26 protein-coding genes, 1 tRNA gene and 1 pseudogene are annotated in these 25,121 nt (G+C 66.9%); 18 read left to right on the top strand and 10 right to left on the bottom strand.

The window, feature by feature from the left end; all coding sequences use genetic code 11:
- Together AWB92_RS19820 and AWB92_RS19825 are read left to right on the top strand one after the other, a co-directional pair.
- A pseudogene (locus tag AWB92_RS19820) lies at positions 1-220 on the top strand (hypothetical protein); the annotation flags it as partial.
- 70 nt (positions 221-290) lie between these two features.
- Positions 291-689, top strand: a complete 399-nt coding sequence (locus AWB92_RS19825; protein WP_085188702.1) for a hypothetical protein — start codon at positions 291-293, stop codon at positions 687-689.
- Positions 690-702: 13 nt separating this feature from the next.
- Here the strand turns inward: AWB92_RS19825 and AWB92_RS19830 are convergent, their stop codons facing one another.
- Positions 703-1,422, bottom strand: coding sequence for a DUF3060 domain-containing protein (locus AWB92_RS19830; RefSeq protein ID WP_085188704.1), 720 nt, complete (start codon positions 1,420-1,422; stop codon positions 703-705).
- 48 nt (positions 1,423-1,470) lie between these two features.
- On the opposite strand from AWB92_RS19830, the gene AWB92_RS19835 reads away from it, so the two are divergent.
- On the top strand, positions 1,471-2,508 hold the full coding sequence (locus AWB92_RS19835; protein WP_085188746.1) for an NADP-dependent oxidoreductase: 1,038 nt from the start codon (positions 1,471-1,473) through the stop codon (positions 2,506-2,508).
- On the opposite strand, the gene AWB92_RS19840 is transcribed toward AWB92_RS19835, so the two are convergent.
- Positions 2,505-3,125, bottom strand: a complete 621-nt coding sequence (locus tag AWB92_RS19840; RefSeq protein ID WP_085188706.1) for a hypothetical protein — start codon at positions 3,123-3,125, stop codon at positions 2,505-2,507. The two genes, AWB92_RS19835 and AWB92_RS19840, sit on opposite strands and share 4 nt — an antisense overlap.
- Before the next feature lie 166 nt (positions 3,126-3,291).
- Here AWB92_RS19840 and AWB92_RS19845 point away from each other — a divergent pair, with 166 nt between their 5' ends.
- Together AWB92_RS19845 and AWB92_RS19850 are read left to right on the top strand one after the other, a co-directional pair.
- The gene (locus AWB92_RS19845; RefSeq protein WP_241523526.1) at positions 3,292-3,696 is read left to right on the top strand and encodes a MarR family transcriptional regulator; all 405 of its coding nucleotides are present in this window, start codon (positions 3,292-3,294) and stop codon (positions 3,694-3,696) included.
- Positions 3,697-3,853: 157 nt separating this feature from the next.
- Positions 3,854-4,687, top strand: a complete 834-nt coding sequence (locus AWB92_RS19850; RefSeq protein WP_085188710.1) for a glycoside hydrolase family 16 protein — start codon at positions 3,854-3,856, stop codon at positions 4,685-4,687.
- Here AWB92_RS19850 and AWB92_RS19855 read toward each other — a convergent pair whose 3' ends face one another.
- Both AWB92_RS19855 and AWB92_RS19860 read right to left on the bottom strand, forming a co-directional pair.
- Positions 4,688-6,163: a glycosyltransferase family 39 protein gene (locus AWB92_RS19855; RefSeq protein WP_241523527.1), complete on the bottom strand. Its 1,476-nt coding sequence runs from the start codon at positions 6,161-6,163 to the stop codon at positions 4,688-4,690.
- Positions 6,164-6,251: 88 nt separating this feature from the next.
- Positions 6,252-6,482: a hypothetical protein gene (locus AWB92_RS19860; RefSeq protein ID WP_085188714.1), complete on the bottom strand. Its 231-nt coding sequence runs from the start codon at positions 6,480-6,482 to the stop codon at positions 6,252-6,254.
- Positions 6,483-6,588: 106 nt separating this feature from the next.
- Here AWB92_RS19860 and AWB92_RS19865 point away from each other — a divergent pair, with 106 nt between their 5' ends.
- Genes AWB92_RS19865 through AWB92_RS19875 form a run of 3 tightly spaced genes read left to right on the top strand, consistent with a single transcriptional unit; the run spans position 6,589 to position 8,293 of the window.
- Positions 6,589-6,894 carry a hypothetical protein gene (locus AWB92_RS19865; protein WP_068102732.1) on the top strand — a complete coding sequence of 102 codons (306 nt, stop codon included), beginning with the start codon at positions 6,589-6,591 and terminating at the stop codon, positions 6,892-6,894.
- 20 nt (positions 6,895-6,914) lie between these two features.
- Positions 6,915-7,586 carry a GAP family protein gene (locus AWB92_RS19870; protein ID WP_068102730.1) on the top strand — a complete coding sequence of 224 codons (672 nt, stop codon included), beginning with the start codon at positions 6,915-6,917 and terminating at the stop codon, positions 7,584-7,586.
- 26 nt (positions 7,587-7,612) lie between these two features.
- Positions 7,613-8,293, top strand: a complete 681-nt coding sequence (locus AWB92_RS19875; RefSeq protein ID WP_085188716.1) for a GAP family protein — start codon at positions 7,613-7,615, stop codon at positions 8,291-8,293.
- On the opposite strand, the gene AWB92_RS19880 is transcribed toward AWB92_RS19875, so the two are convergent.
- Positions 8,284-9,009: a hypothetical protein gene (locus AWB92_RS19880; RefSeq protein WP_085188718.1), complete on the bottom strand. Its 726-nt coding sequence runs from the start codon at positions 9,007-9,009 to the stop codon at positions 8,284-8,286. The two genes, AWB92_RS19875 and AWB92_RS19880, sit on opposite strands and share 10 nt — an antisense overlap.
- A 24-nt stretch (positions 9,010-9,033) precedes the next feature.
- On the opposite strand from AWB92_RS19880, the gene AWB92_RS19885 reads away from it, so the two are divergent.
- Positions 9,034-10,530, top strand: a complete 1,497-nt coding sequence (locus AWB92_RS19885) for a bifunctional phosphatase PAP2/diacylglycerol kinase family protein (protein ID WP_085188748.1) — start codon at positions 9,034-9,036, stop codon at positions 10,528-10,530.
- Between the two features lie 163 nt (positions 10,531-10,693).
- Entirely contained in the window at positions 10,694-12,106 is a 1,413-nt protein-coding gene (locus AWB92_RS19890; protein ID WP_085188720.1) for a PE family protein, read from the top strand.
- 12 nt (positions 12,107-12,118) lie between these two features.
- Here the strand turns inward: AWB92_RS19890 and AWB92_RS19895 are convergent, their stop codons facing one another.
- Both AWB92_RS19895 and AWB92_RS19900 read right to left on the bottom strand, forming a co-directional pair.
- Positions 12,119-12,622: a PE family protein gene (locus tag AWB92_RS19895; RefSeq protein ID WP_206601304.1), complete on the bottom strand. Its 504-nt coding sequence runs from the start codon at positions 12,620-12,622 to the stop codon at positions 12,119-12,121.
- A 134-nt stretch (positions 12,623-12,756) separates the two neighbouring features.
- Positions 12,757-13,740 carry an NAD(P)-binding domain-containing protein gene (locus tag AWB92_RS19900; protein ID WP_085188722.1) on the bottom strand — a complete coding sequence of 328 codons (984 nt, stop codon included), beginning with the start codon at positions 13,738-13,740 and terminating at the stop codon, positions 12,757-12,759.
- A gap of 148 nt (positions 13,741-13,888) precedes the next feature.
- On the opposite strand from AWB92_RS19900, the gene AWB92_RS19905 reads away from it, so the two are divergent.
- A complete protein-coding gene (locus AWB92_RS19905) occupies positions 13,889-15,334 on the top strand; it encodes a PecA family PE domain-processing aspartic protease (RefSeq protein ID WP_085188724.1) in 1,446 nt (481 codons plus the stop codon).
- Between the two features lie 40 nt (positions 15,335-15,374).
- The gene (locus AWB92_RS19910) at positions 15,375-15,971 is read left to right on the top strand and encodes a cutinase family protein (RefSeq protein ID WP_085188726.1); all 597 of its coding nucleotides are present in this window, start codon (positions 15,375-15,377) and stop codon (positions 15,969-15,971) included.
- 5 nt (positions 15,972-15,976) lie between these two features.
- On the opposite strand, the gene AWB92_RS19915 is transcribed toward AWB92_RS19910, so the two are convergent.
- Positions 15,977-18,013 carry a hypothetical protein gene (locus AWB92_RS19915; protein WP_085188728.1) on the bottom strand — a complete coding sequence of 679 codons (2,037 nt, stop codon included), beginning with the start codon at positions 18,011-18,013 and terminating at the stop codon, positions 15,977-15,979.
- A gap of 157 nt (positions 18,014-18,170) precedes the next feature.
- Here AWB92_RS19915 and mtnA point away from each other — a divergent pair, with 157 nt between their 5' ends.
- From mtnA to AWB92_RS29510, 4 genes are all read left to right on the top strand, one after another.
- A complete protein-coding gene (gene mtnA, locus AWB92_RS19920; RefSeq protein ID WP_085188730.1) occupies positions 18,171-19,157 on the top strand; it encodes an S-methyl-5-thioribose-1-phosphate isomerase in 987 nt (328 codons plus the stop codon).
- 108 nt (positions 19,158-19,265) lie between these two features.
- A complete protein-coding gene (locus tag AWB92_RS19925; RefSeq protein WP_158090391.1) occupies positions 19,266-20,441 on the top strand; it encodes a toll/interleukin-1 receptor domain-containing protein in 1,176 nt (391 codons plus the stop codon).
- A gap of 413 nt (positions 20,442-20,854) precedes the next feature.
- Positions 20,855-21,202: a CU044_2847 family protein gene (locus tag AWB92_RS29505; protein ID WP_142280110.1), complete on the top strand. Its 348-nt coding sequence runs from the start codon at positions 20,855-20,857 to the stop codon at positions 21,200-21,202.
- Between the two features lie 3 nt (positions 21,203-21,205).
- Positions 21,206-22,324, top strand: coding sequence for a hypothetical protein (locus tag AWB92_RS29510; protein ID WP_142282200.1), 1,119 nt, complete (start codon positions 21,206-21,208; stop codon positions 22,322-22,324).
- 484 nt (positions 22,325-22,808) lie between these two features.
- On the opposite strand, the gene AWB92_RS19930 is transcribed toward AWB92_RS29510, so the two are convergent.
- Positions 22,809-22,882: transfer RNA gene (locus AWB92_RS19930), tRNA-Gly, on the bottom strand.
- A gap of 248 nt (positions 22,883-23,130) precedes the next feature.
- Positions 23,131-23,436: a DUF732 domain-containing protein gene (locus AWB92_RS19935; protein WP_158090392.1), complete on the bottom strand. Its 306-nt coding sequence runs from the start codon at positions 23,434-23,436 to the stop codon at positions 23,131-23,133.
- 341 nt (positions 23,437-23,777) lie between these two features.
- Between AWB92_RS19935 and AWB92_RS19940 the strand changes: the two genes are divergently transcribed.
- Positions 23,778-24,413, top strand: a complete 636-nt coding sequence (locus tag AWB92_RS19940) for a hypothetical protein (RefSeq protein ID WP_193791413.1) — start codon at positions 23,778-23,780, stop codon at positions 24,411-24,413.
- Positions 24,414-24,454: 41 nt separating this feature from the next.
- Positions 24,455-25,027, top strand: coding sequence for a dCTP deaminase (dcd, locus tag AWB92_RS19945; protein ID WP_068110170.1), 573 nt, complete (start codon positions 24,455-24,457; stop codon positions 25,025-25,027).
- Positions 25,028-25,121 lie beyond the last annotated feature (94 nt).

Raw genomic sequence — 25,121 nt, forward strand, 5'->3', positions numbered from 1 at the left:
CGCCCGGCGCGCTCCGGAATCGGCGCCGCCCCCCGTGCAGCAGGCACCGGCACCGGCGCCGCCGCCGGCCGCCCCGCCGCCGCCTGAGCAGGTCGCGGCGCCCGCGCCGCCGCCGTATCAGCGGCCGCCTCTGACCTTGTACCTGCACTTCCCGTTCGTCACGGTGCCGATTCCGATCAACCCGCCGCCGCCACCGGCCCCACCGCCACCGGCGCCATAGGCCGCCCGTGGCACAAGGCGACGGTTGAGCGCACACTGGGCAGTAACGCCGTAAATGCAAGGAGGCCTGCGTGGGCGAGTACGGTGCGTTCGGATTCGATCCCGAGGATTTCGATCGCGTTATCAGGGAGGGCAGCGAGGGGCTGCGCGAGGTTTTCGAGCGACTCGGCAGATTCGTCACCGCGCCGGTGCCGGGGACAAGTTGGTCCGCGTTCTTCGAGGACCTGTCTAGGCGGCCCCGCCGCGGGCCGGAGACCGCGGGCGAGGCGGGCGACGGGGTGTGGGCGATCTACACCGTGGACGCCGGCGGCGGCGCGCACGTCGAGCAGGTCTACGCGACCGAACTCGACGCGCTGCGCGCCAACAAGAACAACGTCGACCCCAAGCGCAAGGTGCGCTTCCTGCCCTACGGCATCGCGGTCAGCGTCCTCGACGACGATTCGGATTCGGATTCGGAGGAGTCCACCTAGCTCGGCTGCGCGGTCAGCCCTGCTCCACCACGTTGGAACCGCCGGCGTTGCTGATCTTCGGGTTGCCCGAGTGATAGGTGATCTTGTTGTCGAAGCCGGAGGCGTCGATGCTGTCGACGGCGTCGACGGTGATGGCGTTCTGGACGCCGGACACGGTGAGGCTCTTGCAGTGGCCGGTGATCACGACCGTGTTGGAAACCCCGCTCACGTTGACGAGGCTGTCGTTGCACGCGACGGTGCGGTTCTCGTTGATGCCGGAGATGTTGAGCCTGCCCCCGGGCGACGGGGTGGGTGATGTCGAGGGCGTCGTGGTTCGGGTTTTCGACGGGCTGGGGCTTCGAGAGGTGGTCGAGGGTGGACCGAAGGTCCCGGTGACGGTGGGGAAGGTGGGCGTCGAGCTGATGATCGACCGGACGCCCGAAAGCTGGTGTGCGGCAAAGGCCGCGATGCCCCCGGCCAGCGCCAGGAACCCGACCACGATCACCGTGCCCAGGATCCACCACGTGCGGTTGCCCGACGGCGACTTCGGCGGGGGCCCGGAGAGCGGGCCGCCGTAGGTCCACGGGCTTTGCGGCGGCGGTGGCGGTGGATACGTCGGGGGTGAATACGCACCGGGCGAATACGGGTAGCCGCCGGGCGGCGGCACCTGTCCGGATTCCGACGCGCGTGCCGTGTCGGCCAGGGGCTGCTCGAGTTCCCGGATGCGCTGCTCCGGGTCATCCTGCGAGTTCATGGGAGAGATGCTCCCATCGCAGCGGCCACTATGGGTAGTTTCAGCACCGTGCCCGACTTGCCGAACCGTCAGATCCTGTTGCGTCGCCGCCCCACCGGGCTGGTCCAGCCCGACGACACCGAGCTGGTCACCACGCCCGCGCCCGAACCGGCCGACGGCGAGGCGCTGCTGCGCACCACCTACGTCGGCCTCGACGCCGCCGTCCGCACCTGGCTGAACGATCAACCCGGTTACCTGCCGCCGGTGCAGCTGGGTGACGTCATCCGGGCAGCCGGAATCGGCGAGGTGGTGGCGACGCGCTGCGACGCCTTCGAGGTCGGCGACGTCGTCACCACGCTGACGGGCTTCCAGGAGTACGCGATCATCCGCGACGACGTGTTCAGCACGCCCGTGCCCGGCAAGGCCCACCCGTCTCAAAAAGTCGACCAGTTGGCGGTCATGTCGGTGTACGGCCCGACCGGGGCGACCGCCTACATGGGGATGATGGACATCGGCCGGCCACAGCCCGGGGAGACGGTGGTGGTGTCGGCGGCCGCGGGCGCCACCGGGTCGGTGGCCGGGCAGATCGCCAAGATCGCCGGCGCCCGCGTGGTGGGCATCGCCGGCGGGCCCGAGAAATGCCGGGCGGTGGTGGAGGACTTCGGGTTTGACGCGTGCATCGACTACAAGAACGAGGACGTCGCCGCGGCGCTCAAACAGCATTGCCCCCGACGGGTCAACGTCTACTTCGACAACGTGGGCGGCCCGATCCTGGACGCGGTGCTGGGCCGGCTGGCCACCAAAGCGCGGGTGGTGCTCTGCGGCGTCATCTCCAGCTACCTCAGCGGGCAGCACCCGGGGCCGGCCAACTACGTGAACCTGTTGTCCAAGACCGCGCTGATGCAGGGGTTCAACGCGCTCGACGACTGGGGCCGCTTCGAGGAAGCCTATGCGGCGCTTCGCCAGTGGGAGGGCGAGGGCCGAATCAAGCACCGCGAGACCGTTTTTGAGGGCGTCGAGTCGTGCGTCGACGCCCTCAACGGCCTATTCACCGGTGCCAACATCGGCAAGATGTTGGTCAAGCTGAGCGAACCGGCTTCGGGCTAACCTTCTCCGAGGACGCGGTGCAGCGTCTTCTTGGCGTCGGTCAGCGCCTCCAGCACCTTGGTCCGGGTCTCGGCGAGTTGCTCTTTCTGCTCGTCGGTGCCCGTCCAGGCGATGGTGCGGGCTAACCCCGCGAGCTCGAACAGCGTTATACGGATCTTGAACACGTCGCCGAACTTGGCCGCCCGCCCCAGGAAGGCGTGCGCGGTCTCGCTGCTGACGCCCCGCCAGGCCAGCAGGTTGCGGCCCAGCTCGGTCAGCGTCGCGACGCCGTTGTCGACCGTGACCACACCCCGTCCGGCCAGCAGGCCGATGGCGAGCTCCGCCACGTCCTGCGGCGGTGTGAACGCGCCCTCGGTCGCGTCGGACACCCGCTGCACGATCTGCGCGGCGTCGGCCGGCCCGTCGAGCAGCAGCGCCGCGGTGACGAACGCCGCACGCTTCAGGAAGGGCCGACGGCCGGGCCCGCCGTGGCCGAATCCACCCTTGAACCCGAAACCGCCCTGGCCCCAGCCCTTTTCGCCCCAACCGCCGAAACCGGGGCCGCCAAAGCCCGGGCCACCGAACCCGGGTCCGCCGAAGCCGGGTCCGCCGAAACCACCGAAAAATCCACCAGACATCGCTGTCGTTCCTTTCCACATTGGACTATCAAGCTCCTTGATACCACTGTCACCCGCGATGTCAAGGAAGTTGATGGTTGCTTTCTCCGGACCACCGCCCGCATGCGAGCATGAGGGTGTGAGTCAACTCCACGAGGCGCCACTGGGGTTTTTGCTGTACCGCGTTATGGCGGCGCTGCGGCCCCAGGTGGCCGCGGAGCTCAAGCCGCTGGGCCTCACCCCGCCCGAGTTCGTGTGCATGCGGATCCTGGCCCATCGCCCCGGGCTCAGCAGCGCCGAACTGGCCCGCGGCACCAACGTCTCGGCGCAGGCGGCCAACCAGGTGCTGCACGCCCTCGAGGAACGCGGCGCCCTGACCCGCCCGGCGTCGACACCGTCGGGCCGGGCGATGCCCGCCCAGCTCACCCGCCGCGGCAAGGCCCTGCTCAAACGGGCGGACGCCGCGGTCCGCTCGGCCGATCAGCGCGTGCTGGGCGGGCTCACCGCCGACGAGCAGCGCCAGCTCAAGCAACTGCTTTACGCGGCGGGAACCCGCACGGCGGAGGGCTGCGAGACGGATTCGCCCCGCTAGCAGCGGTTAATCCGCGAAAACGCAGGGCGACGCACCGCCGCGCGAGATGCATACCGCCCCCGGTGCGTGGTTTTATAACACCGTTTGCGAAAGTTGCCTCGGGGAAGATCACGCCGGGCCGCAGGTGCCGGCTTTTTAGCGATTGGGTGGTAAGCAGATGGATCGTCGCAGCATGTTGTTGACCACGGGGCTGAGCATGCTGGCGGCCGTGGCCGCGTCCCCCCTCCCAAAGGCGCTGGCCAACCCGTCGCTGCCGGCACCGCCGAAGGCGCCGTCGGCGGGTAGCGGCGGCTACCTCTTCGCCGACGATTTCGACGGCCCGGCGGGCTCGGCTCCGGATCCGGCCAAGTGGACGGTGCAGACCTGGCAGGACGACGTGTTCCCGCCGGTCGCGGGGATCTACCGCGACGACCGCCGCAACGTGTTCCAGGACGGCAACTCCAACCTCGTGCTGCGTGCCACCCAGGAAGGCGACACCTACTACGGCGCCAAACTGCGGGGGAACTTCCACAGCATGATCAACCAGACCTGGGAAGCGAAGATCAAGCTGAACTGTCTGGAACCCGGCCTGTGGTCGGCGTTCTGGGGTGTCAACGAGGATCCGCTGCCCGACGGCGAGGTCGACCTTTTCGAGTGGTACGGCAACGGCTCCTGGCCCCCGGGAACCACCGTCCACGCCGCGTCCAACGGGAAAACCTGGGAAGGGAAGTCGATTCCCGGGCTGGTCGACGGCGGCTGGCATACGTGGCAAATGCATTGGGGTGAAAACGGATTCCAGTTCTCGCGCGACGGGTCGCAGTACTTCACCGTTCCCAACAAGCCCATCCATGTGCACGGCGGCGCCCCTGACGACTTCCGGTGGCCGTTCAACAACCCCGGCTACTGGATGACCCCGATGTTCACGCTGGCGGTCGGCGGCGTGGGCGCGGGCGATCCTGCCGCGGCGACCTACCCGGCCGACATGCTCGTCGACTACATCCGCATCTGGTGACTATCGTTCCGCTTTGAGCACCTGAACCAGGTTGAACTGCCAGCGCTCGACCAGCCGGAAGCCCAGGTCGTGCGGGACCGCGAAGGCAGGGGTCGGCCCGTAGACCGGGCCCGGGGGAATCGCCGGGCCCTGCTCATGGGCGGGCACCGCGGGGTCGGCCTGGGTGATGATCCACACGACGCCGCACTGGCTCAACGGCCTGGCCACGACCTCCGGGATGAGGTTGGTGTCGAACACGTCCCGGCGGTCCGTCGCCCGTTGCCACAGCGTGAGGTCGACCAGTTTGCGGTAGGCATCCGGGCGCGCCGCCATCAGCGGGCGCATCGGTGCCGGCATGAACGTCACCGTGTCGTTCACCAGCAGGCAATTGCCCGGCGCCGCCTTGGCGGTGATCAGGTCGGCCACCTGGCTGTAGTCCATCCCATACTTGGCATACGGGTTGTGTTGCGCCCGAACGTAGTTCGGCACCGCGGCGACCGCGAAAAGGGTTACCAGCGCCGCCGCCGCCCACGGCCTGGCGGTCACGGCGGCGGTGCAGACGCCCAGGATCAGCGCCATCGCCGGCGCGGTGAAGGACAAGTACCGCGGCGTGTAGATCGGGTGGGCCAGCGCCGAGAAGAGCACGATCAGGGCGGTCGGTATCGCCAGCCACCCGATCGCGATGGTCAACAGCTGCCGGTCTCCGCGCGCCAACCGCGCGGATCCGCTGAGCCACAAAACAATAGCCGCGGCCATTACCAGCGCCGAGAGAACCGCGAACGGCGGGCTCCGCTCGAAGTACTGCTGGATCACCACGTCTTCGATCGTCCGGTGCCCGATCGTCGGCACCCACTTGATCTGGGGCGATTGCCGGGCGACCGCCGCCAAAAACGGCGCCAGGACGCCCACCGCCACTGCCGAGGTAATGACGAAGCGCGGCAATACCTTTCGCGTCCGCGCGAAGGCCGCGATGTAGACCAGGTGCGCCAACACCAGCAGCGCCAGGTACGCGTCGAGCAAGATCGACGCCGCCAGGGCTACGCCGTACGACAGCCACGACCAGGCGCCGTTTCGGCGCGCTGCGACAACCAGCAGCACGGTTATCCACACGGCGGCCATCATGGAAAGGGCGTAGGGCCGCGCCTCGACGCCCGCCCACGTCGTGCGGGGCAGGACCCCGCAGAGGACCCCGGATGCCACCGCCACGGTGCGCGACGAGAACTGCCCGCCCAGGACCACCACCCCGGCCGCGGCGCCGCCGACCGCCAGGCCGCTCGGCGCGCGCGACCAGAACTCGGTGTGCGGAAAGACCTGGAACCAGCCGTGCATGAACAGGTAGTACAGGCCGTGCACCGCGTCGACGTTGCCCAGCATCTGCCACAGCTGGCCGAGGGATCGGCTGTAGGAGGCCGAAATGGTCGCGGCCTCGTCGTACCAGAAAGACGGGCGGGCCGCACCGGCCAAACTTATTGCGGCCGCGAGGAGTCCGACGAACAACGGGTCGAACGCGCCACGGCGCCGTCCTGACTCGCGGGTATCGGAGGCGCTCACCGTTCGCTATGTTGCCAGACGCGGCGCGGCGCCCTTAGCCGTTGTTCAGGTACAGGTACCACAGCCCGTCTGCGCCCTCGCGGCACGCGTAGTGGGTGTAGCGCCCGTTGTCGTACTCGATCTCGACATGCGGGCCGTCGACGAGGCACGCGGCCTCGGTCGAGTAGACGCCCTCGACCTGAACCTCGTCGGCGTTGGCCACCCCCACCGCGGTGGTCAGCAGCCCGCCCAACGCCAGGAACCCGGCGGCGATCAACGTCCTCATCTGGATTTCCCCTCGATCTCGGTGCCGCGACTATAGGCCTCTACCGGGGCACACCGACCGGAAACGACCTTGCTCATCAATCGTCGTTCGAACGTATGATCGATCAATGGGCGACCTCGCGTCGATCGGATACAACGGGCAGCCGGTCCGCGACCCGTTCCGCGTGGTGCGCCCGCCGATCGCGGTACTGATCGACCTGACCGTGCTCTTCCCGCGCGAGCCGCATCGCTCGGGTCGCTATCAACCCAACGGCCTGCAGTTGCACAAGGTTGTCGAGGGGCGGCTGAGCTGCTGGGGCATCTGCGAACAGGGCGACTGGTGGGGGCTGGTGACCTATCCGATCGCCTACGGCTCCAAGCGGAAAACCGTCACGCATTGGATACCCGCCTGGACGCTGCGCCGGAAAGGCTAGCAGTGCGATGATTGCTGCCCGTGACAGGCAACTTGGCGTCCGCACTGACCAAGCTCATTCCGCTCGGTCTGGTCATCGCGCTCTCACCGATCACGGTCATCCCGGCGGTGCTGGTGTTGCACGCGCCGCGGCCGCGGCCGGCCAGCCTCGCCTTCCTCGGCGGCTGGCTGGTGGGCATGGGCGCCCTCACCGCGGCGTTCGTCGGGGCCTCCGATCTGCTGGGCGATCTGCACCAGACACCGCCGAAGTGGGCCTCGTGGCTGCGCGTGGTGCTGGGGGCGGCGCTCATCGTGTTCGGCATCGTCCGCTGGCTGACCCGGCATCGCCAGGGCAAGAGCCCGGCCTGGATGCGTTCGTTTTCCAAAATGACCCCGCTGCGCGCCGGCGTGACCGGGGTGGTGCTCACGGTGGTGCGCCTCGAGGTGCTGATCCTGTGCGCGGTCGCCGGCCTGGCGATCGGCACGGGCGGCCTGGGCATAGCCGCCGGCTGGACCGCCGGGGCCGTGTTCGTCGCCGCGTCCTCGTCGACGGTCGCCGCGCCGATCCTCGCCTACGTCGGCTCCGGCGGCCGCCTCGATGACGCGCTGGAACGGCTCAAGGAGTGGATGGAGCAGAACCACGCCGCCATGCTCGCGGTGATCCTCGTTCTCATCGGTTTGTTGGTGCTTTACAACGGAATTCACGCGCTGTAGGAGCCGGGCACGCTAGATTGCTGCCCATGGCAGGAAGCTGGGTTACCGTCGCGACCGGGCTGATTCCGCTTGGGCTGGTCATCTCGCTCTCGCCGCTCACGATCATCCCCGCTGTGCTGGTCCTGCAGGCGCCGCGGGCCCGCCCGAGCAGCCTCGCCTTCCTCGCCGGCTGGGTGCTGGGCATCGCCGCGCTGACGGCGCTGTCGGTCGCCGCGTCCGGCCTGCTCGGCGGGCTGGACAAGTCGCCACCGAGGTGGTCGTCCTGGCTGCGGGTGGTCCTCGGGTCGGCGCTGATCATTTACGGCATCTTCAAGTGGTTCACCCGGCAGGGCCACAGCGAGTCGCCGGCCTGGATGCGCACATTCGACACGATCACGCCGGCCCGCGCGGGGCTGACGGGGGCGGCGCTGGCGGTGGTGCGGCCGGACGTTTCGCTGATCTGCGTGCCCGCGGGTTTAGGCATCGGCACCAGCGGACTCGGCGCCGCCGGTGACTGGTTGGCCGCCGCGTTCTTCGTCGTCGTCGCGGCGTCGAGCGTGGCGATCCCGATCCTCGCGTACGCGGCGGCCGGTCAGCGCCTCGACCCGACCCTGGCGCGGGTCAAGGAATGGATGGACAAGAACAACGCCGCCCTGCTGGCGGCGCTGTTGGTCGTGATCGGTGCGATGGTGCTGTCCCACGGGATTCGCGCGCTGTATCACCTGTAGCCGCCGTCGGACAGGCCGGCGTCCTCCTCGAGCCTGTTCGTCTTGCCGAACGCCAACTCGCGCACCAGTTCCCAGCCGTAGCCGCCGAGCATGCCCAGGTAGCCCTTCGCCGCCCACTGCCGGCAGTGCCGCTCCTCGTGGTGCAGCACCCGGTCCAGATCGGGGCTGCCCCGAACGATCCAGCGCAGCCGCTCCGCCGGATCGCTGAGCGGGCCGCCGTTGACCATGAAGATGTCGCCCCAGGTGGTGCCGCCCCGCCGGCTGAACTGTCGCTGCAACCAATTGCCGCCCACGCCCATCAGGATGCCGTTCGGGGTCGTTACCAGGCGCCCGCCGTTGCGGTGGACGAACCGGACGTCGCGCGAGTAACTCCAGCGATTTGCGTTCTGCCGCTTGATGATCCGCGCCACCTCCGCGGCGCAGTACGGCGTCTCGGGAAAATCCGCGGGCCGCCGGCCCGCCTTGCCGTAGTCCGTCCCCGCGTTCAGGACATAGGTCAGCAGCGTCGCCGCGCGCGCGTCGTCGCCGCTGATCCCCGGCGGCAACAGGAAGAAGGACTTGCCGTGCGCGTCCGTGATCTCCTCGGCCTGCCCGAGGATCGCAAAGCTCTCCGCCGTGATGGCGTGCCGACGGGCAATCTCCGCGACGGCGTCCCCGGGCACGCCGCGGCGCCCGGCGTTTTCCCGCCACGCCTGCCAGTAGCCGTTTGCCCGCACGCTTGCCAATTTAGGGTGGAGTCGATGAACAGGCTGCCCTGGCAACGCCCCCGCGGCGTCACACAGATCACCCGCGGACTGGGCACCCTCGATCGGGAGCTGTTCGAGACGATCGCCGAGACGCCCACCCCGCTGCTGGACACGCTCATGCCACCGCTGACCCGGGCGGCCGACCACTCCAAGCTGTGGTTCGTGATCGCCGCGGCGATGCTGTCGTCGGGCAAACCGTCCGCGCAGCGCGGCGCGACCCGCGGCGTCGTCACCCTCGGCGCCACCAGCCTGATCACCAACCAGGTCGCCAAGCGAATCCGACGGCGCCCGCGGCCCGTCTACGAGTCGGTGCCCCTGGTCAGGCGGGTGCGCCGCCGCCCGGCATCCAACTCGCTGCCGTCGGGACACTCGGCCAGCGCCGCGGCGTTTGCCGTCGGGGTGGGCCTGGAGAACCCGCCGCTGGGCTTCGTCCTGGCGTTGCTGGCCGGCATGGTCGGGCTGTCGCGGGTGGCCACGGGCGCGCACTACCCCGGCGACGTCCTCGCCGGATTCGGCATCGGCGCGGGCCTCGCGGTGCTGGGCGGCCGGCTCGTCCCGCCGATCGTCGAAACCACGCTGCCCCGGACCGAACCGCTGCTCGTCGACACCCCGCAGCGCCCCGACGGCTCCGGCGTCGTCCTGGTCATCAACCCGTCGTCGGGGAGCGGCACCGGCGCCCGCATCGTCGACGAGGTCCGCGCCGAACTACCCAAGGCCGAGATCGTCGAATTGGGACCCGACGAGGATCCCGAGCCTGCGCTGCGGAGCGCGGCCGAGCGCGCCGAGGTGTTGGCGGTCGGCGGCGGCGACGGCACCGTGGCGGCCGCGGCGTCGGTCGCGATCGACGCGGGACTCCCTCTGGCGGTCTTCCCCGGCGGCACGTTCAACCATTTCGCGAAGGACATCGGCTGCGACACGGTGGCCAAGACGGTGGACGCGATCCGGCGCGGCAGCGTGTTCCGCGTAGACCTGGTGTGCCTCAACGAATCTCGGATGGTGCTCAACACCGCGAGCATTGGCGCCTACCCGAAGTTCGTGCAGCGGCGCGAGAAGCTGGAGAAGCGCGTCGGCAAGCCGGTGGCCAGCTTCTACGCGCTGCTGCGCACGTTGCGCACCGACCGGCCCGTCACCATCCGCTACGACAACAAGACCCTGCAGACGTCACTGTTGTTTCTCGGCAACTCGGTGTATCTGCCGAGCGGATTCGCGCCGTCCCGTCGCACCCGGATGGACGACGGCCTGATCGACGTGCGCATCCTGGAAACCGGTCGCCCGTGGGCGCGGACCAGGATCCTGACCGCGCTGGCATTGGGACGCCTGCCCCGTAGCCCGCTCTACCACGAGCTGCAGGTGCCGGAGTTCAGCTTCTCGACCGTCGACGGCCCGACGGTCATCGCCCACGACGGCGAGGTCGGCGAGCGATACGACCACGCGAGGTTCAGCGCGAAATACCGGGTCCTGTCGGTGTTTCGGCCGCCGCCAACCGTTTAACAGCGCCGACACAGTTCCTGCGTAGCTCCGCCTCAGTGATCGGGTGTTGGCTCTTAGCGTTGCTGCGATGACCGCTGAAACTTGGGATCGGTAGGCCGGGCAAGCGATACACGATTTTGGCATTCGGCGACTATGGGCGGTCGCCGCGTCGGTCGGAGGTCGGATGTCCTTTGTAATCGCGGTTCCGGAGTATGTGACGGCGGCGGCCTCCGATCTGGCGAATGTGGGTTCGACGATCAGCGCGGCCAACGCCGCGGCGGCGGCCCCGACCTCGGCGGTGGCGGCCGCGGGCGCCGACGAGGTGTCGGCGGCGGTCGCGACGCTGTTCGGCGCGCACGCGCAGGCGTACCAGGCGATGAGCGCCGAGGCGGCGGCGTTTCACCAGCGGTTCGTCGAGCTCCTCAACGCCGGCGCGGCCTCCTACGCTGGCGCCGAGGCCGCGAACGCCAATCCGCTCCAGGGGCTGCTCAACGACATCAACGCGCCCTTCGAGGCGCTGCTGGGCCGCCCGCTGATCGGCGACGGCGCCGACGGCACGCCCGGAACCGGCGCCAACGGCCAGAACGGCGGCCTGTTGTGGGGCAACGGCGGGGCCGGTGGATCCGGCGGGCCCGGGCAGAACGGCGGCAGCGGCGGCAGCGGCGGGTTCTTGTTCGGCAACGGCGGCCGCGGCGGCAATGGTGGAAACGCGATCGGCGCCGGCGTGGCCGGCTTCGGCGGCAACGGCGGCAGCGCCGTCGGACTTTTCGGCAACGGGGGCGGCGGCGGGACTGGCGGTATCAGCGTCAACGGCGTCGGCGGCGACGGCGGCTTCGGCGGGAACGGCGGCTTCCTGATTGGCAACGGCGGCGTCGGTGGGACCGGTGGCAACGGCTTCGTGGCCGGCTGGGGCGCCGCGGGCGGCAACGGCAGCAGCCTGATCTACGGCCTGGGCGGCGCCGGCGGAGCCGGCGGGTCAAGCCTCAACTTCAGCAACGGGCTCGCGGGCGTCGGCGGTGACGGCGGCAGCGGCGGCGCCCTCTTCAACCTCATCGGCACCGGGGCCGACGGCGGCGCCGGCGGGGCGGCCGTCGGCGCCGGAAACATCGGCGGCCAGGGCGGCCAGGGCGGCAGCGGCAGCGGTCTCGTCTTCGGCCTCGGCGGTCACGGCGGCGCCGGCGGCACCGCCCTGACGCCGGGCGGCACCGGGGGCCCCGGCGGAAGCGGCGGCGACAACGGTTACGTGTTCAGCGACGGTGCCGGCAGCATCTACGCCGGGGGTTCGTTCTTCGGCATCGGCGGAGCCGGCGGCGACGGCGGGGTTGCCCAGGCCGGTGGCCACGGCGGCACCGGCGGGCTCGGCGGCCTCGGCGGTCTGCTCTTCGGCCTCGGCGGCCACGGCGGCAACGGCTACGGCGCGGCGGGCTTGGCCTTCGGCGGCAACGGCAGCCAGGGCGGCTACGGCGGCCTGCTCTTCGGCATCGGCGGCGCGGGCGGCAACGGCGGCTTCGGGACCGTTCCCGGCGTCGGGGGACAAGGCGGCTTCGGTGGGTATTACCTGTTCGGCCCGAACGGGGCTAACGGGTTACCCGGGTGATTTGCGGTCGATCTACTTGAAGAGGCCTTGCACAATTGCCGTGGCAATGGCGTTGGCTAATGAGTTGATAATCGGGTCGAGAATTGGCGCAAACAAAAAGAACAAGAAACGGCCTATTAGGTTCTGCAGATCGACCAGAAGCTGATTGAACCACTGGACCACGGGGTTGGCGGCGGCGACGGCAGCGCCGGCGGCCGCGCCCGCGACCGAGCCCAGGGGCTGCATCACCGCGGCGTTGGCCGCCTCTGCGGCGGTGTAGGCCCCCGCGCCGGCCTCCAAGTTCTGCGTGAACTGCTGATGAAACGCCTCAACTTGCCCGGCGAGCGCCTGGTACTCCGCGCCATGCGCGGAGAGCAACTGCGCCACAGCGGCCGATACCTGGTCGGCGGCAGCGGCAGGCACCGTGGCGGTCGAGGGAGCGGCGGCGGAGTTGGCGGCGCTCAGCGTCGAGCCGATGTTCGCCAAATCCGTTGCGGCCGTGCTAATTAGCTCCGGCGCCGCGATCAAGCCCGACACTACCGTCCTCCTAGCGCCTCATCGAGCCATTCGAGATTGCAAAAGTATCGCCCGAAACCGGTGATTTTCACAAGTGGCCTCCTGCATTTACCCGGGCGGCAAGAAATCACCGGTGCCACATTCACCCTTACCTGCTAGCCGGTTCCGAAATGGTGGTTCCGCTCTCCCAGTCGGGCGCGCAGATCTTCCTCGAAGGAGACGACCGCGGGGTTGAGCCGCTCGGCCCGCAGCCGCTCCAGATTCGGGTAACCGGCGGCGCGCTCGGCGTCCCACTCGTCGGCGAACCTGCCCGACTCGATGTCACTGAGCACTTCGCGCATCACTCGCGGGACGTCGAGGCCGTCGTAGCGATCCGCACGTGACATCTGGCCGTACTGACTGGTCGGTGAGTGGTAGCGCATCTGGCTGGCGTAGCCCTCGAGCCGCAGCAACCGGTAGCTGCGTTCGACCTCGCCCGAGAGCACGAGTTCGGTGATGATCGCCTCCAGCGGGATGCCGGCCCGGGACATCAGCTCGACGAAACTCTTCGAGACCCGGCCCAGGGCCGGGGCGAGCACCTGTTCCACCGCGAGATCCAGCACGGCCTCCTGACGCGGCGTCATCTCGATGGCGCCCTGGCGCAGGCCGCCGATCGCGCGTCCGACGGCCAGCGTGCGGGCGAGCGCCGTCCCGGAGTTGTCCTTCTGCACGCCGAGCGCGGTGATGAATCCGACGCCCTCCAAGTAGCACTCGCGCACCTCGGGACCCAGCATCCGGGGGGCGACCATGCCGATGTCGCAATCGGGGTCGATCCGGCCGAAGGCCGCCACGTATCCCGACGCCAGGACCCATAGCGCGCCCGGCTCAGGGGTGATGGGCAACTCGGGGATGACGTCGTCGGGGATGAGAGTGCAGATCAGGTCGCATGCGCTCGCCGCCTCGATCTCGCCGGGCCGGAAGCCGTCGGCCTCGGCCTGCTCCCGAGACGCGTCGGCGCGGGCGAAGACGTCCACCGCGAGGCCCGAGTCGCGCAGGTTGAGGGCCCAGGAGCGGCCCTGATTGCCGTACCCGACGACGGCAATCCGCTGTCCGTCCAGCACCGAGAGGTCAGCGTCGGACTCGTAGTAGATCGTCGTCATCGCGGGTCCTCTCTGCCTGTGCCCATCCTCCAAGATGATGCGCTCAAACTATTGGGCTTGAAAACTTTGCTTTTCAAAACTCTGGGATTGTGGTACTTTCGTCCTGTTTCTCACCGGGGGCTAGACGAATACCGGTGGGAGGCCATCGATGTCGTTTCTGTTCGCGGCGCCGGACATGCTGACCGACGCGGCACGAAATCTGGCGAGCGTCGGCTCCACGATCAGTGCCGCCAACACGGCGGCCGCAGCGTCGACGGCGGGCGTGCTGGCGCCCGCCGCGGACCAGATTTCGGCGGCCGTTGCCGCAATTCTTTCCCAGCACGGGTCGGCATATCAGGCGCTGAGCGCGCAGGCGGCGGCGTTTCACGCCGAGTTCGTGCGGGCGCTCGGTGGTGCCGGCGGCACGTATGCGGCGGCCGAGGCGGTGGCCGCCTCCGGATTGGCGGCCGCTCAGCAGGACGTCGAGCAGGAGGTGCTGGCTGCGATCAACGCGCCTACCGAGCTGCTGCTGGGGAGACCGCTGATCGGCAACGGGGCGGACGGGACGGCCGCGAGTCCTAACGGCCGTCCCGGTGGGCTGTTGTTCGGCAACGGTGGCACCGGCTATTCCGCGACGGCCCCAGGGGTGGCCGGCGGGACGGGCGGCGCGGCGGGGTTGGTCGGCAGCGGGGGCGCGGGTGGTACCGGCGGGGCCAACGCGGCCGGCGGGGCCGGCGGTCGCGGTGGATGGCTGTGGGGCACCAACGGGCCCGCCGGCCTCAGCGCATTGGCGAGCGGGACCGTGCCGCTGCAGATGAACGGCGTCTTCGCGACGGTGGGCGTCTCGGTCAACGGCGGGCCGAGCGTGCCCCTGACCGTCGACACCGGATCCAACGGCCTGCTGATCCCCTTCTGGGACATCGGACTTCGGCAGCTCGGCTTGCCCACCCAACTCGGATTCGTCAGCTACGGCGAAGGGGTCGGCTTCATCTACCTAAACTTCAACGCGCCGGTGAATTTCGGGAACGGGCTCCTCACCGCGCCCACCCCGGTCAGCGTCGAAATACTCGAATTGCCACTATCTCTCAACGGCCTCGGGCTCATGCTCACGGGCAATGTTTTCGCCGGGGGAGATGGCATCTTGGGCATCGGATCGAACGCGGTGGGCCCGGCCAGCTCGGTGGTCACGGCATTGCAGGGTCCGCTCAATCAGGGTGTGCTGATCGACGAACCCGGACGGTATCTTCAGTTCGGTCCCAATCCGCTGCCCGGAATCACGGTCACCGGGGCACCGGTCACCGCCTTCGACGTCCAAATCAACGGCGGGCCTTTGCAACAGGTTCTCGCGCTGGTCGATTCCGGCGGCAATCAAGGGTCCATCCCGTCGTCCATCCTGGAGACCGGCCAGACCTCCGGACCGTTGCCGGCGGGGACGACCATCTCGGTCTACACCGACGGCGCCCTGACGCCGCTCTACTCGTACACGACGACCGAGACCAACAGCCCGCAGGTCTTGTCGGGCCAAATGAATACCGGGTTCATGCCCTTCGCGCAGGGGCCGGTGTACATCAGTTACAGCCCCACCGGCGTCGGGACGATGACGTTCGATTTCTGAGCGGGCTGACCGAATGTCAGTATTTCCGTAAAATCGCGTCATGAGGCTTGTCGCGCTCGCCGCGGCACTGATGATCGCGCCAATTCCGCTGGCGTGGATTCCGGCGGCATCGGCCGCATGCCCCGATGCCGAAGTGGTTTTCGCGCGCGGCCGAGAAGAACCGCCCGGTGTCGGCGCAGTCGGCGACGCACTGGTCAATTCGCTGCGGGGCAAGACCCGTATGTCGGTCGGCGTGTACGGGGTCAACTACCCCGCCAACATCAGCACCGGCAGCGGCGCCAACGATATGAGCGCCCACGTCCAATTCATGGCCAAGAATTGCCCGAACACCCGCATGGTGCTCGGCGGCTATTCACTGGGCGCCGAGGTGGCCGACCTTGTCACCGGTGGCCGTTCAGGATTCGGATTCACCAACCCGCTGCCCCCGGGTGTCGATCAGCACGTTGCAGCGGTCGCCCTGTTCGGTAATGGAAGCCACGGAGTCGCGCCCGCCTTCGCCGGTAAGACGATCGACCAGTGCGCGCCGGGCGACCCCATCTGCGGGAGAGGCCTGAATTGGCCGTCGCACCTGCAGCCCTCGTACATCGACTCGGGATTGGTGGATCAGGCCGCCAGCTTCGCCGCCGGCAGGCTCTAGGAGGGCTAGTGGTGGCCCCCGCCTGAGCTGTGGCCGCCGCCGGAGCTGCCGCCCCCGATCGAGCTGCCACCGGAGCTGTGGCCGCCGAGGGAGCCGCCGCCAAGGGAACCGCCTCCGCCGAGGGAGCTGCCGCCGCCGAGGGAGCTGCCGCCGCCGAGGGAGCCGCCGCCGCCAAGGGAGCCGCCGCCGCCGACGGGCCCGCTACCGCCTGGGATTCCGCCACCGCCGACCGGCCCACTGCTGCCCGGGCTCCCGCCGCCGCCGACCGGTCCACTACCGCCGACGGGTCCGCCCCCGACACGAGGCGTGCCACCACCGACCGGTCCGCCGCTCTCGGGCGGCGTGCTGCCGGGGTTGCTATGACCGGGGCCGGTGACGGGTCCGCCGCTCTCGGGTGGCGCACCGTCAGGGTTGCCGTGGCTCGGGCCGGGGCCTGTAACCGGTCCGCCGCTCGCGGGTGGCGTGTCGCCGGGGTTGCCGTGGCTCGGGCCGGGACCGCTGCCCGGTTCGCCGCTTTCGGGAGGCGTATCGCCGGGTGTCCCGTGGCCGGATCCCGGGCCGTTGGCAGGCCCTCCGCCCCCATTGCCGGGGGGCATCCCTTCCGTGCCACCGGGATTGGTGCCCGGCCCGTGGCCCGGCGGAGTTTGGTGGGGTGGCGGCGAGTGCGGCGGCGGGACATGGACGGGCGGCGGCTCGGATGGCGGCGACGGGTGCGGCGGCGCCTCGATGACGGGCGGGCTCGCTGGTGGGTCGGGGAACCAAAGCTGCGGAAGGGGGCGCGGCGCTATCGGCGGGACCACGACGACGGGAAACGGCACGGCCGGCGCGACCGGAACGGGAGCCGCGGGGACCGGAGCCGGCGGAAGCAGGGCCGCGGGCGGAGGAGCCGCAGGAGCCGCGGGGGCCGGGACCGGCGCTGCCGGCGCCGAACCCGCGGACAGAGTCAACGGCTTGGGTGCCTCCGCCTTGGTGGCCGCCACTTGCCAAGGCGCAGGCGCGAATACGTGCTCCGCTGGGGCAAGGAGATTTTGGAGCGGCGCGGGCAGCATGCCGACGGTCGTGTGGACGCCCACCGACAGTGCTATTTCTAGTGCCATCGCCGCGCTGATCGCGGCGACCGCCACCACGCTGCCGACCAGCAGGCCTGGCCGGGAACGGGGCTCGCTTTCATCCTGATCGCCGGCCGCCATGACGACGGTCGGAGCGTTCGCCTCGTCGTCTTCGACTGCGCTATAAGCGAATTCGTCGTCGCCCGGCTCCGCATGGGAGACGCGCAGATATTCGGGCAGGGTGCTTGAGTCGAGCGCGCCCGTGCCCGGGTCTTGCGCGTAGGCCAGCGCGGCGGTCGACGACGCAAACAACGGCGCATTCGCGGATGCCAGGGCCGCCCCGCGGGCCAGCGCCGTCTCCGGCTCTTCCGGCGTGTTCACGCTAAGCGGCGTCGCCTCTTCCAGCCACGGCTTGATCGGGGCGACATCGACATTGGAGCCGACCACGAATACGCCGTCTGGGCCGTCGGGCAGCTCGACGAGACCGGCAACCATCTCCATCAGCTTCGCGGTTGCGCACTCTCCGGACGCGTCATCCAACCGCTCTTTGTGGACATCGGCGACGGACCCGTCGGCGGTCTCGACGATGGCCAGCGTCGCGGTGTCGGGCTCCACGAAAAGCATTGCGGTGCGCTCGTAACCCATTGCGCCACCGACGGATTGGGTCAACGATGCCGCGGCCAGAAACGTCGACACCAGCATGACGTTCTCGAGCTTGTGGGCGGCCAGCGCGTCGCGCACCGCCCTCGCTTCGAGTTGGTCGGTGCAGGCCACCCCGACGGCGGACAATTCGATGCCGGCACCGACCGCGTCCTCGCGGGTGCCCAGAATGGCGGCGATCGCTCGATCGGACGCGCTGACGGTGGGCGAATCGTCGGCGGCGGTGACGGCGAAATCTTTCTCGTCTACCGTTGCGCCATTGGCGTTTTCGCCTTGCAGCAGCACCATCTGAACCGAGTCTGGCGCCAGCGAGACTCCGAGTACGATTTCCACGACGCACGCCTCCCAGCATCTTGGCGGCCGGTCACCGATGGGCGGAGGAGAGACCACACGGACCGCTGACCGATCGTCGCTCGGAAAGCTGTATCGAAATCTTGGCGAAGCTGTGTAGGGCTTAAGAACCTCCAGCTTGGCGGGCTAGGGTCGGCTCGTGCGCAGGACCATCGACTGGGACGGCGACGCGGTCACGATCATCGACCAGACCGCGTTGCCGGCCGACTATCGCGAGCTCACCCTGCGCACCGTCGACGAGCTGATCGACGCGATCCGCCGCCTGGCCGTGCGCGGCGCCCCCGCGCTGGGCGCGGCGGGCGCGCTCGGCGTCGTGCTCGCGGTCCGCGAGGGAGGCGACGTTCGGGCGTCGGCCGAACGAGTCGCCAAGGCGCGACCGACGGCGGTCAACCTCAGCTGGGGAGTCGAGCGCGCGCTCGACAAGCTCGACGCGGGCGCCGACGCCGTGCTCGCCGAGGCGCTGGACATCCTCGACGAGGACGAACGCCTCAACCGCGCCGCATCGGCTCACGCCGCCGAAATTGTCTTGGAATTGTGCGATCGCCGCCCGCTGCGTCTGCTCAGCCACTGCAACGCCGGTCACCTCGCGACCGTGGCCTGGGGCAGTGCGCTCGGCGTCGTCTGGCACCTGCACGAGCGCGGGCTGGTCGAGTCGGTGCTGGTCGACGAGACGCGCCCGCTGCTGCAGGGCGCCCGGCTCACGGCGTGGGAGCTGGCGCAGGCCGGCGTGCCCTACCGGGTGCAGCCAGACAGCGCCGCCGCGGCCGCGATGGCGCGGGGCCTCGTCGACTGCGTGCTCGTCGGCGCCGATCGGATCGCGGCCAACGGCGACATCGCCAACAAGATCGGCACCTACGGCCTGGCCATCGCGGCGCGCCATCACGACGTTCCGGTTGTCGTGGTCGCCCCGTCGTCCACTATCGACGCGTCGCTGCCCACCGGCGCCGAGATCGCCATCGAGGAACGCGCGCCCGACGAACTCCGGACGTTCGCCGGCACCCCCATCGCCCCGCCGGACGCTGGCGTCTACAACCCGGCCTTCGACGTGACGCCGGCCGAGCTCATCACCGCGGTCGTCACCGAGCGGGGCCCGTATCGGCCGAGCGGCGGCCAACGTCACCAATAGGACAAGATGCTTTCGATGCGGGCTCAACACGGCGGTGAGCCACTAGGACATCAGGTCGCCTACGGCATGCATGCGCGGGTGAAAAGAAGGTCCGCTACCGTGACCGCTATGCAGCTCGCAGCGACCGAATTACCATCGGGATTTTGGAGTTACGTCCACAGAGACGATGAGGCAGAGCGTGGACGCATCCTGCGTCTCTGTGAATTAATAAGGGACGAATTCGCACTTCTCACCGGGCGGGATTTAGAGCTATTCACCGACCGAGAGGAGATCGCTTGGGGGCACAAGTGGCGAGAGACAATCGACGGTGCTCTTGCCGATACGACATTTTTCATTGCGATTGTCACTCCGCGGTATATTGCAAGCACAGAATGCCGTCGCGAGCTCCTATCATTTAGTCAGAATGTCAAAGCCCGCGGCGTTCCTGAGTTGCTTTTTCCAATACTTTACGTTGACATAGAGGGCTTGGACGAGAATTCTGACGATGAAGTCAAGGCGGCCATCGCACAGACTCAGTACGTCTCATTCGTCGAGTTGCGTCTAGAAGATGAACACAGCGGTCGTTACCGCGCAGCTGTAAACAAGATGGCCGCGCGACTGGTTGACATCGCCAACGAAGTGGCGCAGAAGGCGCAAGAGTCGCGCGAACATGCTGAATATGTTGCGCCTGAGCGTCCTCGGCGGTCACCAGGGAGCGAAGCGGAGGAGGATGCACCCGGCTTCCTTGACGCGATGGGCGAAGTAGAGCAACTCGTGCCGCGATGGCAGGAAACGGTTGAAAACTTCAGCACCTTGATGGAACAAATCGGAAAAATAACTCAAGACCACACGCCTCAGATGCAGAATGCGGCCAAGCGCGGTAGCGCAGCCCAGATTGTAGTAGCTGACCGATATGCAAAAGCTCTTCAACCTGCAGCAGAAGAATTCCGGTCAAACGCCGTGCAATACATGGAACAGACCCTCGCAATAAGCCAAAATATGATTGTGATCTTGGATCAGATTACAAAAAACTCGAACGCCCTCGACGAAGACACCGCCAATTTCCTCTCCCAGATTTTGGGGCTTGTCGAGGCGGGGGAAAGATCGGCCGTGGCCGTCAAGGAATTTCAGCAGTCTGTTCGCGGCGTGTACGGGATGAGCCGCGCTGTTCGGCGACCACTTCAGATTATCAACGAGGGGGCGCAAAGTTACCTTGATGCGCAGTCCCTGCTGGACGACTGGAAGCGCCGCATACAAGATGTCTTCGGCTTTCAACCTCGAAGTGAGGACACAACAGATAACTAGGCGGGACCGTGTACAGGGCGGGGGTGGGCGCAAATATCTCCGCAGCGCACGATCCTTTGGGGCACATGCATTGCGCAGCAGGTTTTCGAAATATCTGAAGCATCGTGTTCGTCCCCTACAAGCCACACCCTAGAGGGGGTGTGTGGGCCGACGCCGGATAAACTGCGCTAGTGCTCGTCCCGAGCCATACAACGTCCGGACGGCACTCGCCGAGATTGCCGATGCAAGCGGTCAACGGCAACTTGGAACCGATGACGGATCGAACCCGCGTTTTCAGGCTTGGGGAAGTCGATTCTATGCGTTCACCGGCATTCCCGGGACTGTCGTTAGCGCTGCAGTCGTGAGATTATCGCCCTGACACCGGATCCAACCGAGTGTTAATGGCCCACCCCACATGTTTCGGAGGTTAAGCAATGGCCGAAGGGAACTCGACTTCCACGCTCACACTGGTAGTGGCTTCCGAAGAGCAGGTTACTCGGGAGCTAGAGCCTGGCGAATCCGAAGAACAAGGCTTCGTAGAATGGACCCGCCGCAAGCTAGCCCGAAAGCAGGAAGTACAACTAGACGAGGTCAAAAAACAGCTCAATGAAATCCAAGGCCAACTCGATTCTTTGCTTGCGAGTCTTCCCAATCCTAAAGATGGGCCATTCCGGCTTAACGAAGTAGAAGTGGGGCTATCCATTTCCGCTGAGGGCGGTATTGGAATCGCGACCGTGGGCGGAGAGATTTCCCTTTCATTGACATTTGCGCGAAAGGAATGATTCATGGCGACCGTCAGCGAACCACCTCGCCCGCGTGGCGGATTACTCCGCAGGTTGTCAGGGCTTCGCTTAAGCCGCAATACCTTGGTAGCGATATTCTTGGAGAATTGGATGACAACCGTTCGGGGACAACGTCTCGGACGTGGGTTCGGGTTAGTCGAGGAAATTAGTAATCAAGACTTAGTTGACGCTGTTCCCAACTTCGATCCACCGTCATTGATCCTCCCATCCAGCGCTCAAGATTCACAGGAAAACTATTCTGATTTTGAAGAGGGCCTAAGCGAGCAACGTAAACGCGTTTCACGCTGGGCGGCAGCTATCACAAGCTCTTCTGCATTCGTCGACAGATTGGCCAAGATTAGGTCTAGACCATCATTCACCGCCGTCAGCCTGGTTTCGACAAACGAAGGTGTAAAGCTGGCGGTCGTCGATTACTACCCGCCGGGCCGATTGCTCATAGCTCCCGGCCCATCCGAGTTGCTTGTCGGTGGCGCTACCTTCCCGACCTTTGCGCGCCCTTTTATTCCTGAGCCACATTCTGCAGCCAGGACTCAAGACGGGCACTGCTGGGTAGAACTGGTCTCGGAGCACGCCATTCTTACCGCGAGGCATGTCGTGAAGCCGCGCGGCGCGGCGATCGGCAGCAGGGTATATATAAACAGCAGGCGGGTCAGAGTTTGGGGAGAACTGCTTCAAACAAGCAAGATTATGGATGCTGCTATTGTGAAGGTTGATAATTCAAACTCTGGCGGCGTGAGCGATTATCCTTATTCGCGCTATCCTGGATTCAAACCCGTGCGATTTATTAATGGGCGCCCGCCCGTCGGAGGCTTTTTAGAAGCCGAAATAGTCGGAATGACGGGATTTACCGGCCGTCTCTGGTACAAAGGAACTGGTGGACGCGAGCCTCTAGCAGCAGCGCGGATGACACTCAGCCGGTCTCTGCGTCCTGGTGATTCCGGATGTCTTGTCATCGATATTGAGAGTGAGCCATACGGGCATACACACCCCTATCTTATTTATCAAGGCGCACATAATCTTGGTCACGGACGAGAAGGCTACGGTCTATTTATAGCTCAAGTCGCAAATGAATGGTCACTTTCGACTTGCTCTCTCGCCTAGAACATAGAAATGTTTCGAGATAATGAAACATCCAATTAATCAGCTGCTCTGAGCGTCCCCGCTGCGACGTGGAACGCCGCCGTAGACCTTTTCTTGGCAGCATGGTTTGATATAGCGTCTTAGAGTCCGATTCATTTTGGCAGATCCGAGCATCGCGGGTTTGCAGTTAGTGCAAAGCGATTGGGAGTTGAATGCCAGATTTAGTCATTCTTTTGCACCAAGTGCCGCCTTTTTCGGCCGCTCAGCTTCTTGCCGTGAACAGAGCACGGCGTGTGATCGTGTGCTATGCCCCCGGCGATCTGGTCGCAGGGGGACGAGCAGGCACCGAGCATTCGATGAGCTGTCAATCCACCCTTTCGTCTTGGCTGTGGCGATGGCGCGAGATACCCGACGGCATAATCGCGACGTCACGTGTACGCGGGTACTGCGGGGCTACCGGGCGAGTCGCAGCGCTGGCGCCGAACGGTATATGCCCTGGTCGGAATGGAGCCGATGACGGGAATCGAACCCGCGTATTCAGCTTGGGAAGCTGATGTTCTGCCATTGAACTACATCGGCGTGGTCGCTGTGAGCTGCGCAGAGCTTTACAGCGGTGACAGTCTAGCGGCTCAGTGACAGGCCGCTGCACAAACTCGGCTCGAAAACAGCCTTGAGCGCGTCTGCTTGGATGTGCGCGTACCACCGCACCGTCGAGGTGGGGCCGCTGCGGCTGATCTGCGCGCGTCGGCGACCCCAACGCACACGACGTACTGCCAGTGGCCAGTGGCCGACGGAGAAGGTTGCCAACCGGCGCGCGGAAGCTGAGTTCAGGACTTGTGCTTGTCGGGGCAGTACTCCGCGGTCGCAGCGAGGACGAAGAACTTGGCTTGATTCTGGTCCATCCGCAGTTTCAGTTGGTCGACCTCGTCGTTCTGGGTGTAGCCGGCGGAAAGGTCCTGGCACATCGTGCGGCCCATGGTCCCGGTCTGGGACGCGTTACCAAGGTGAATGCCGTTCGACGCCAGGTAGTTGGTAAATTCTGCGTCCTTATCGTCGGCGTTGGCGACGGCTGCGGGCGCCAGCATCAGGGCCATCGCGGCGCCGAGCATGCATCCACACATCTTCTTGGTCATTTCCCCACCACCTTCAAGGCTCCACATGACACTCGGAACGAGACGGGGCGCCCGAAGCAACGCTTAGAGCTCCCCTGTGTCCTGTAGTTCCCAGCGCCGGGGTCTTATGCTCGCCGGTTCCAAAGTTCAACCAAGCGTTCATCTTTCGTTTCGGCCGAGTTTGTCCACGGCCGGACGGTCAAGCACTCGCAGCAAACCAACCAGCTGGCCACACCGGAGCCGCAGGCTGTCGGGCGCCGGTCGGCCACACAAAGCATCCGGCGAATGGCGCTAATGGCCCTGACCTGCTCTATAGCCATTCGATGTTTATTATTTCGTGATCTGCCCGTAATGTGCTCGGCGTGGGTCGGCATCGGTTAGCCAAGAAGCGACGCAAGTCACACGTGATGCTGGCTGCGCTACTCGCCCCCGCCGCCGTCTTCTTCGCCGCCGCCGGCGACGTCCGCCCTTTAGCCGTCCGCCAAGAGGCCAAGCCCGTTATCGGTGACATTGAGCCGTGCTGCCTACAAATCGTCACGGCCGCAGCGAAAACCTCCGCTAAAGCGCCCGACACCCGCCTGGTCTCGGCGTCGAGGTACCACACCCGGTCCCGCTTCCTGCCCGTCGGGATCGCTCCGGAACAGGGCCTGCAGGTCAGGACGATCTTGGTCGAGCGGGCCATCAGCGTGGCGTTCCCCCAGATCCACCAGATCGGCGGCGTGCGACCGGACCCGCTGCCCTGGCACCCCATGGGTCTGGCCATCGACGTGATGATTCCCGACCCCGGCAGCTCCGAGGGCATCGCGCTGGGGAACGCGATCGTCGCGTACGTGATGAAGAACGCGTCGCGCTTCGGCATCCAGGACGCGATCTGGCGTGGCGTCTACTACACGCCCGGCGGAGCGCAAGCGAGCAGGCTCGGTCACTATGACCACGTCCATGTCACGACCACCGGGGGCGGCTACCCCAAGGGTGGCGAAGAGTACCTCGCCGACTGAAGCTCGGACGACGGCCCGGTAGCAGCGGATAGGCTCAGCGGGTGCTGCTCTCCGATCGCGATCTCCGGGCCGAAATCACGTCCGGCCGCTTGGGCATCGACCCGTACGACGAAACCTTGGTGCAGCCGTCGAGCATCGACGTGCGCCTCGACTGCATGTTTCGGGTGTTCAACAACACCCGCTACACCCACATCGACCCGGCGAAGCAGCAGGACGAGCTGACCAGCCTGGTGCAACCCGTCGACGGGGAGCCTTTCGTGCTGCATCCTGGGGAGTTCGTGCTCGGCTCGACGCTGGAGCTGTTCACCCTGCCCGACGACCTCGCCGGCCGCCTGGAGGGCAAGTCGTCGCTGGGCCGGCTGGGTCTGCTGACCCATTCGACCGCCGGCTTCATCGACCCCGGCTTCAGCGGGCACATCACCCTCGAGCTGTCCAACGTCGCGAACCTTCCGATCACCCTGTGGCCGGGCATGAAGATCGGTCAGCTGTGCATCTTGCGGCTGACGAGTCCGGCGGAACACCCGTACGGCAGCTCCCGCGTAGGGTCGAAGTATCAGGGTCAGCGGGGACCGACGCCGTCGCGCTCGTACCAGAACTTCATAAGGTCTACATAGCTTAGACAGCGTCCCGCCACAGCGTATTTACGCGAAGATGTAGTGGTCCGTGGTTACCGCCCCGCTCGGCCATGGCTTCGCCAGCGATACCTTT

The organism is Mycobacterium sp. IEC1808 (assembly GCF_002101935.1).
GTDB lineage: Bacteria > Actinomycetota > Actinomycetes > Mycobacteriales > Mycobacteriaceae > Mycobacterium.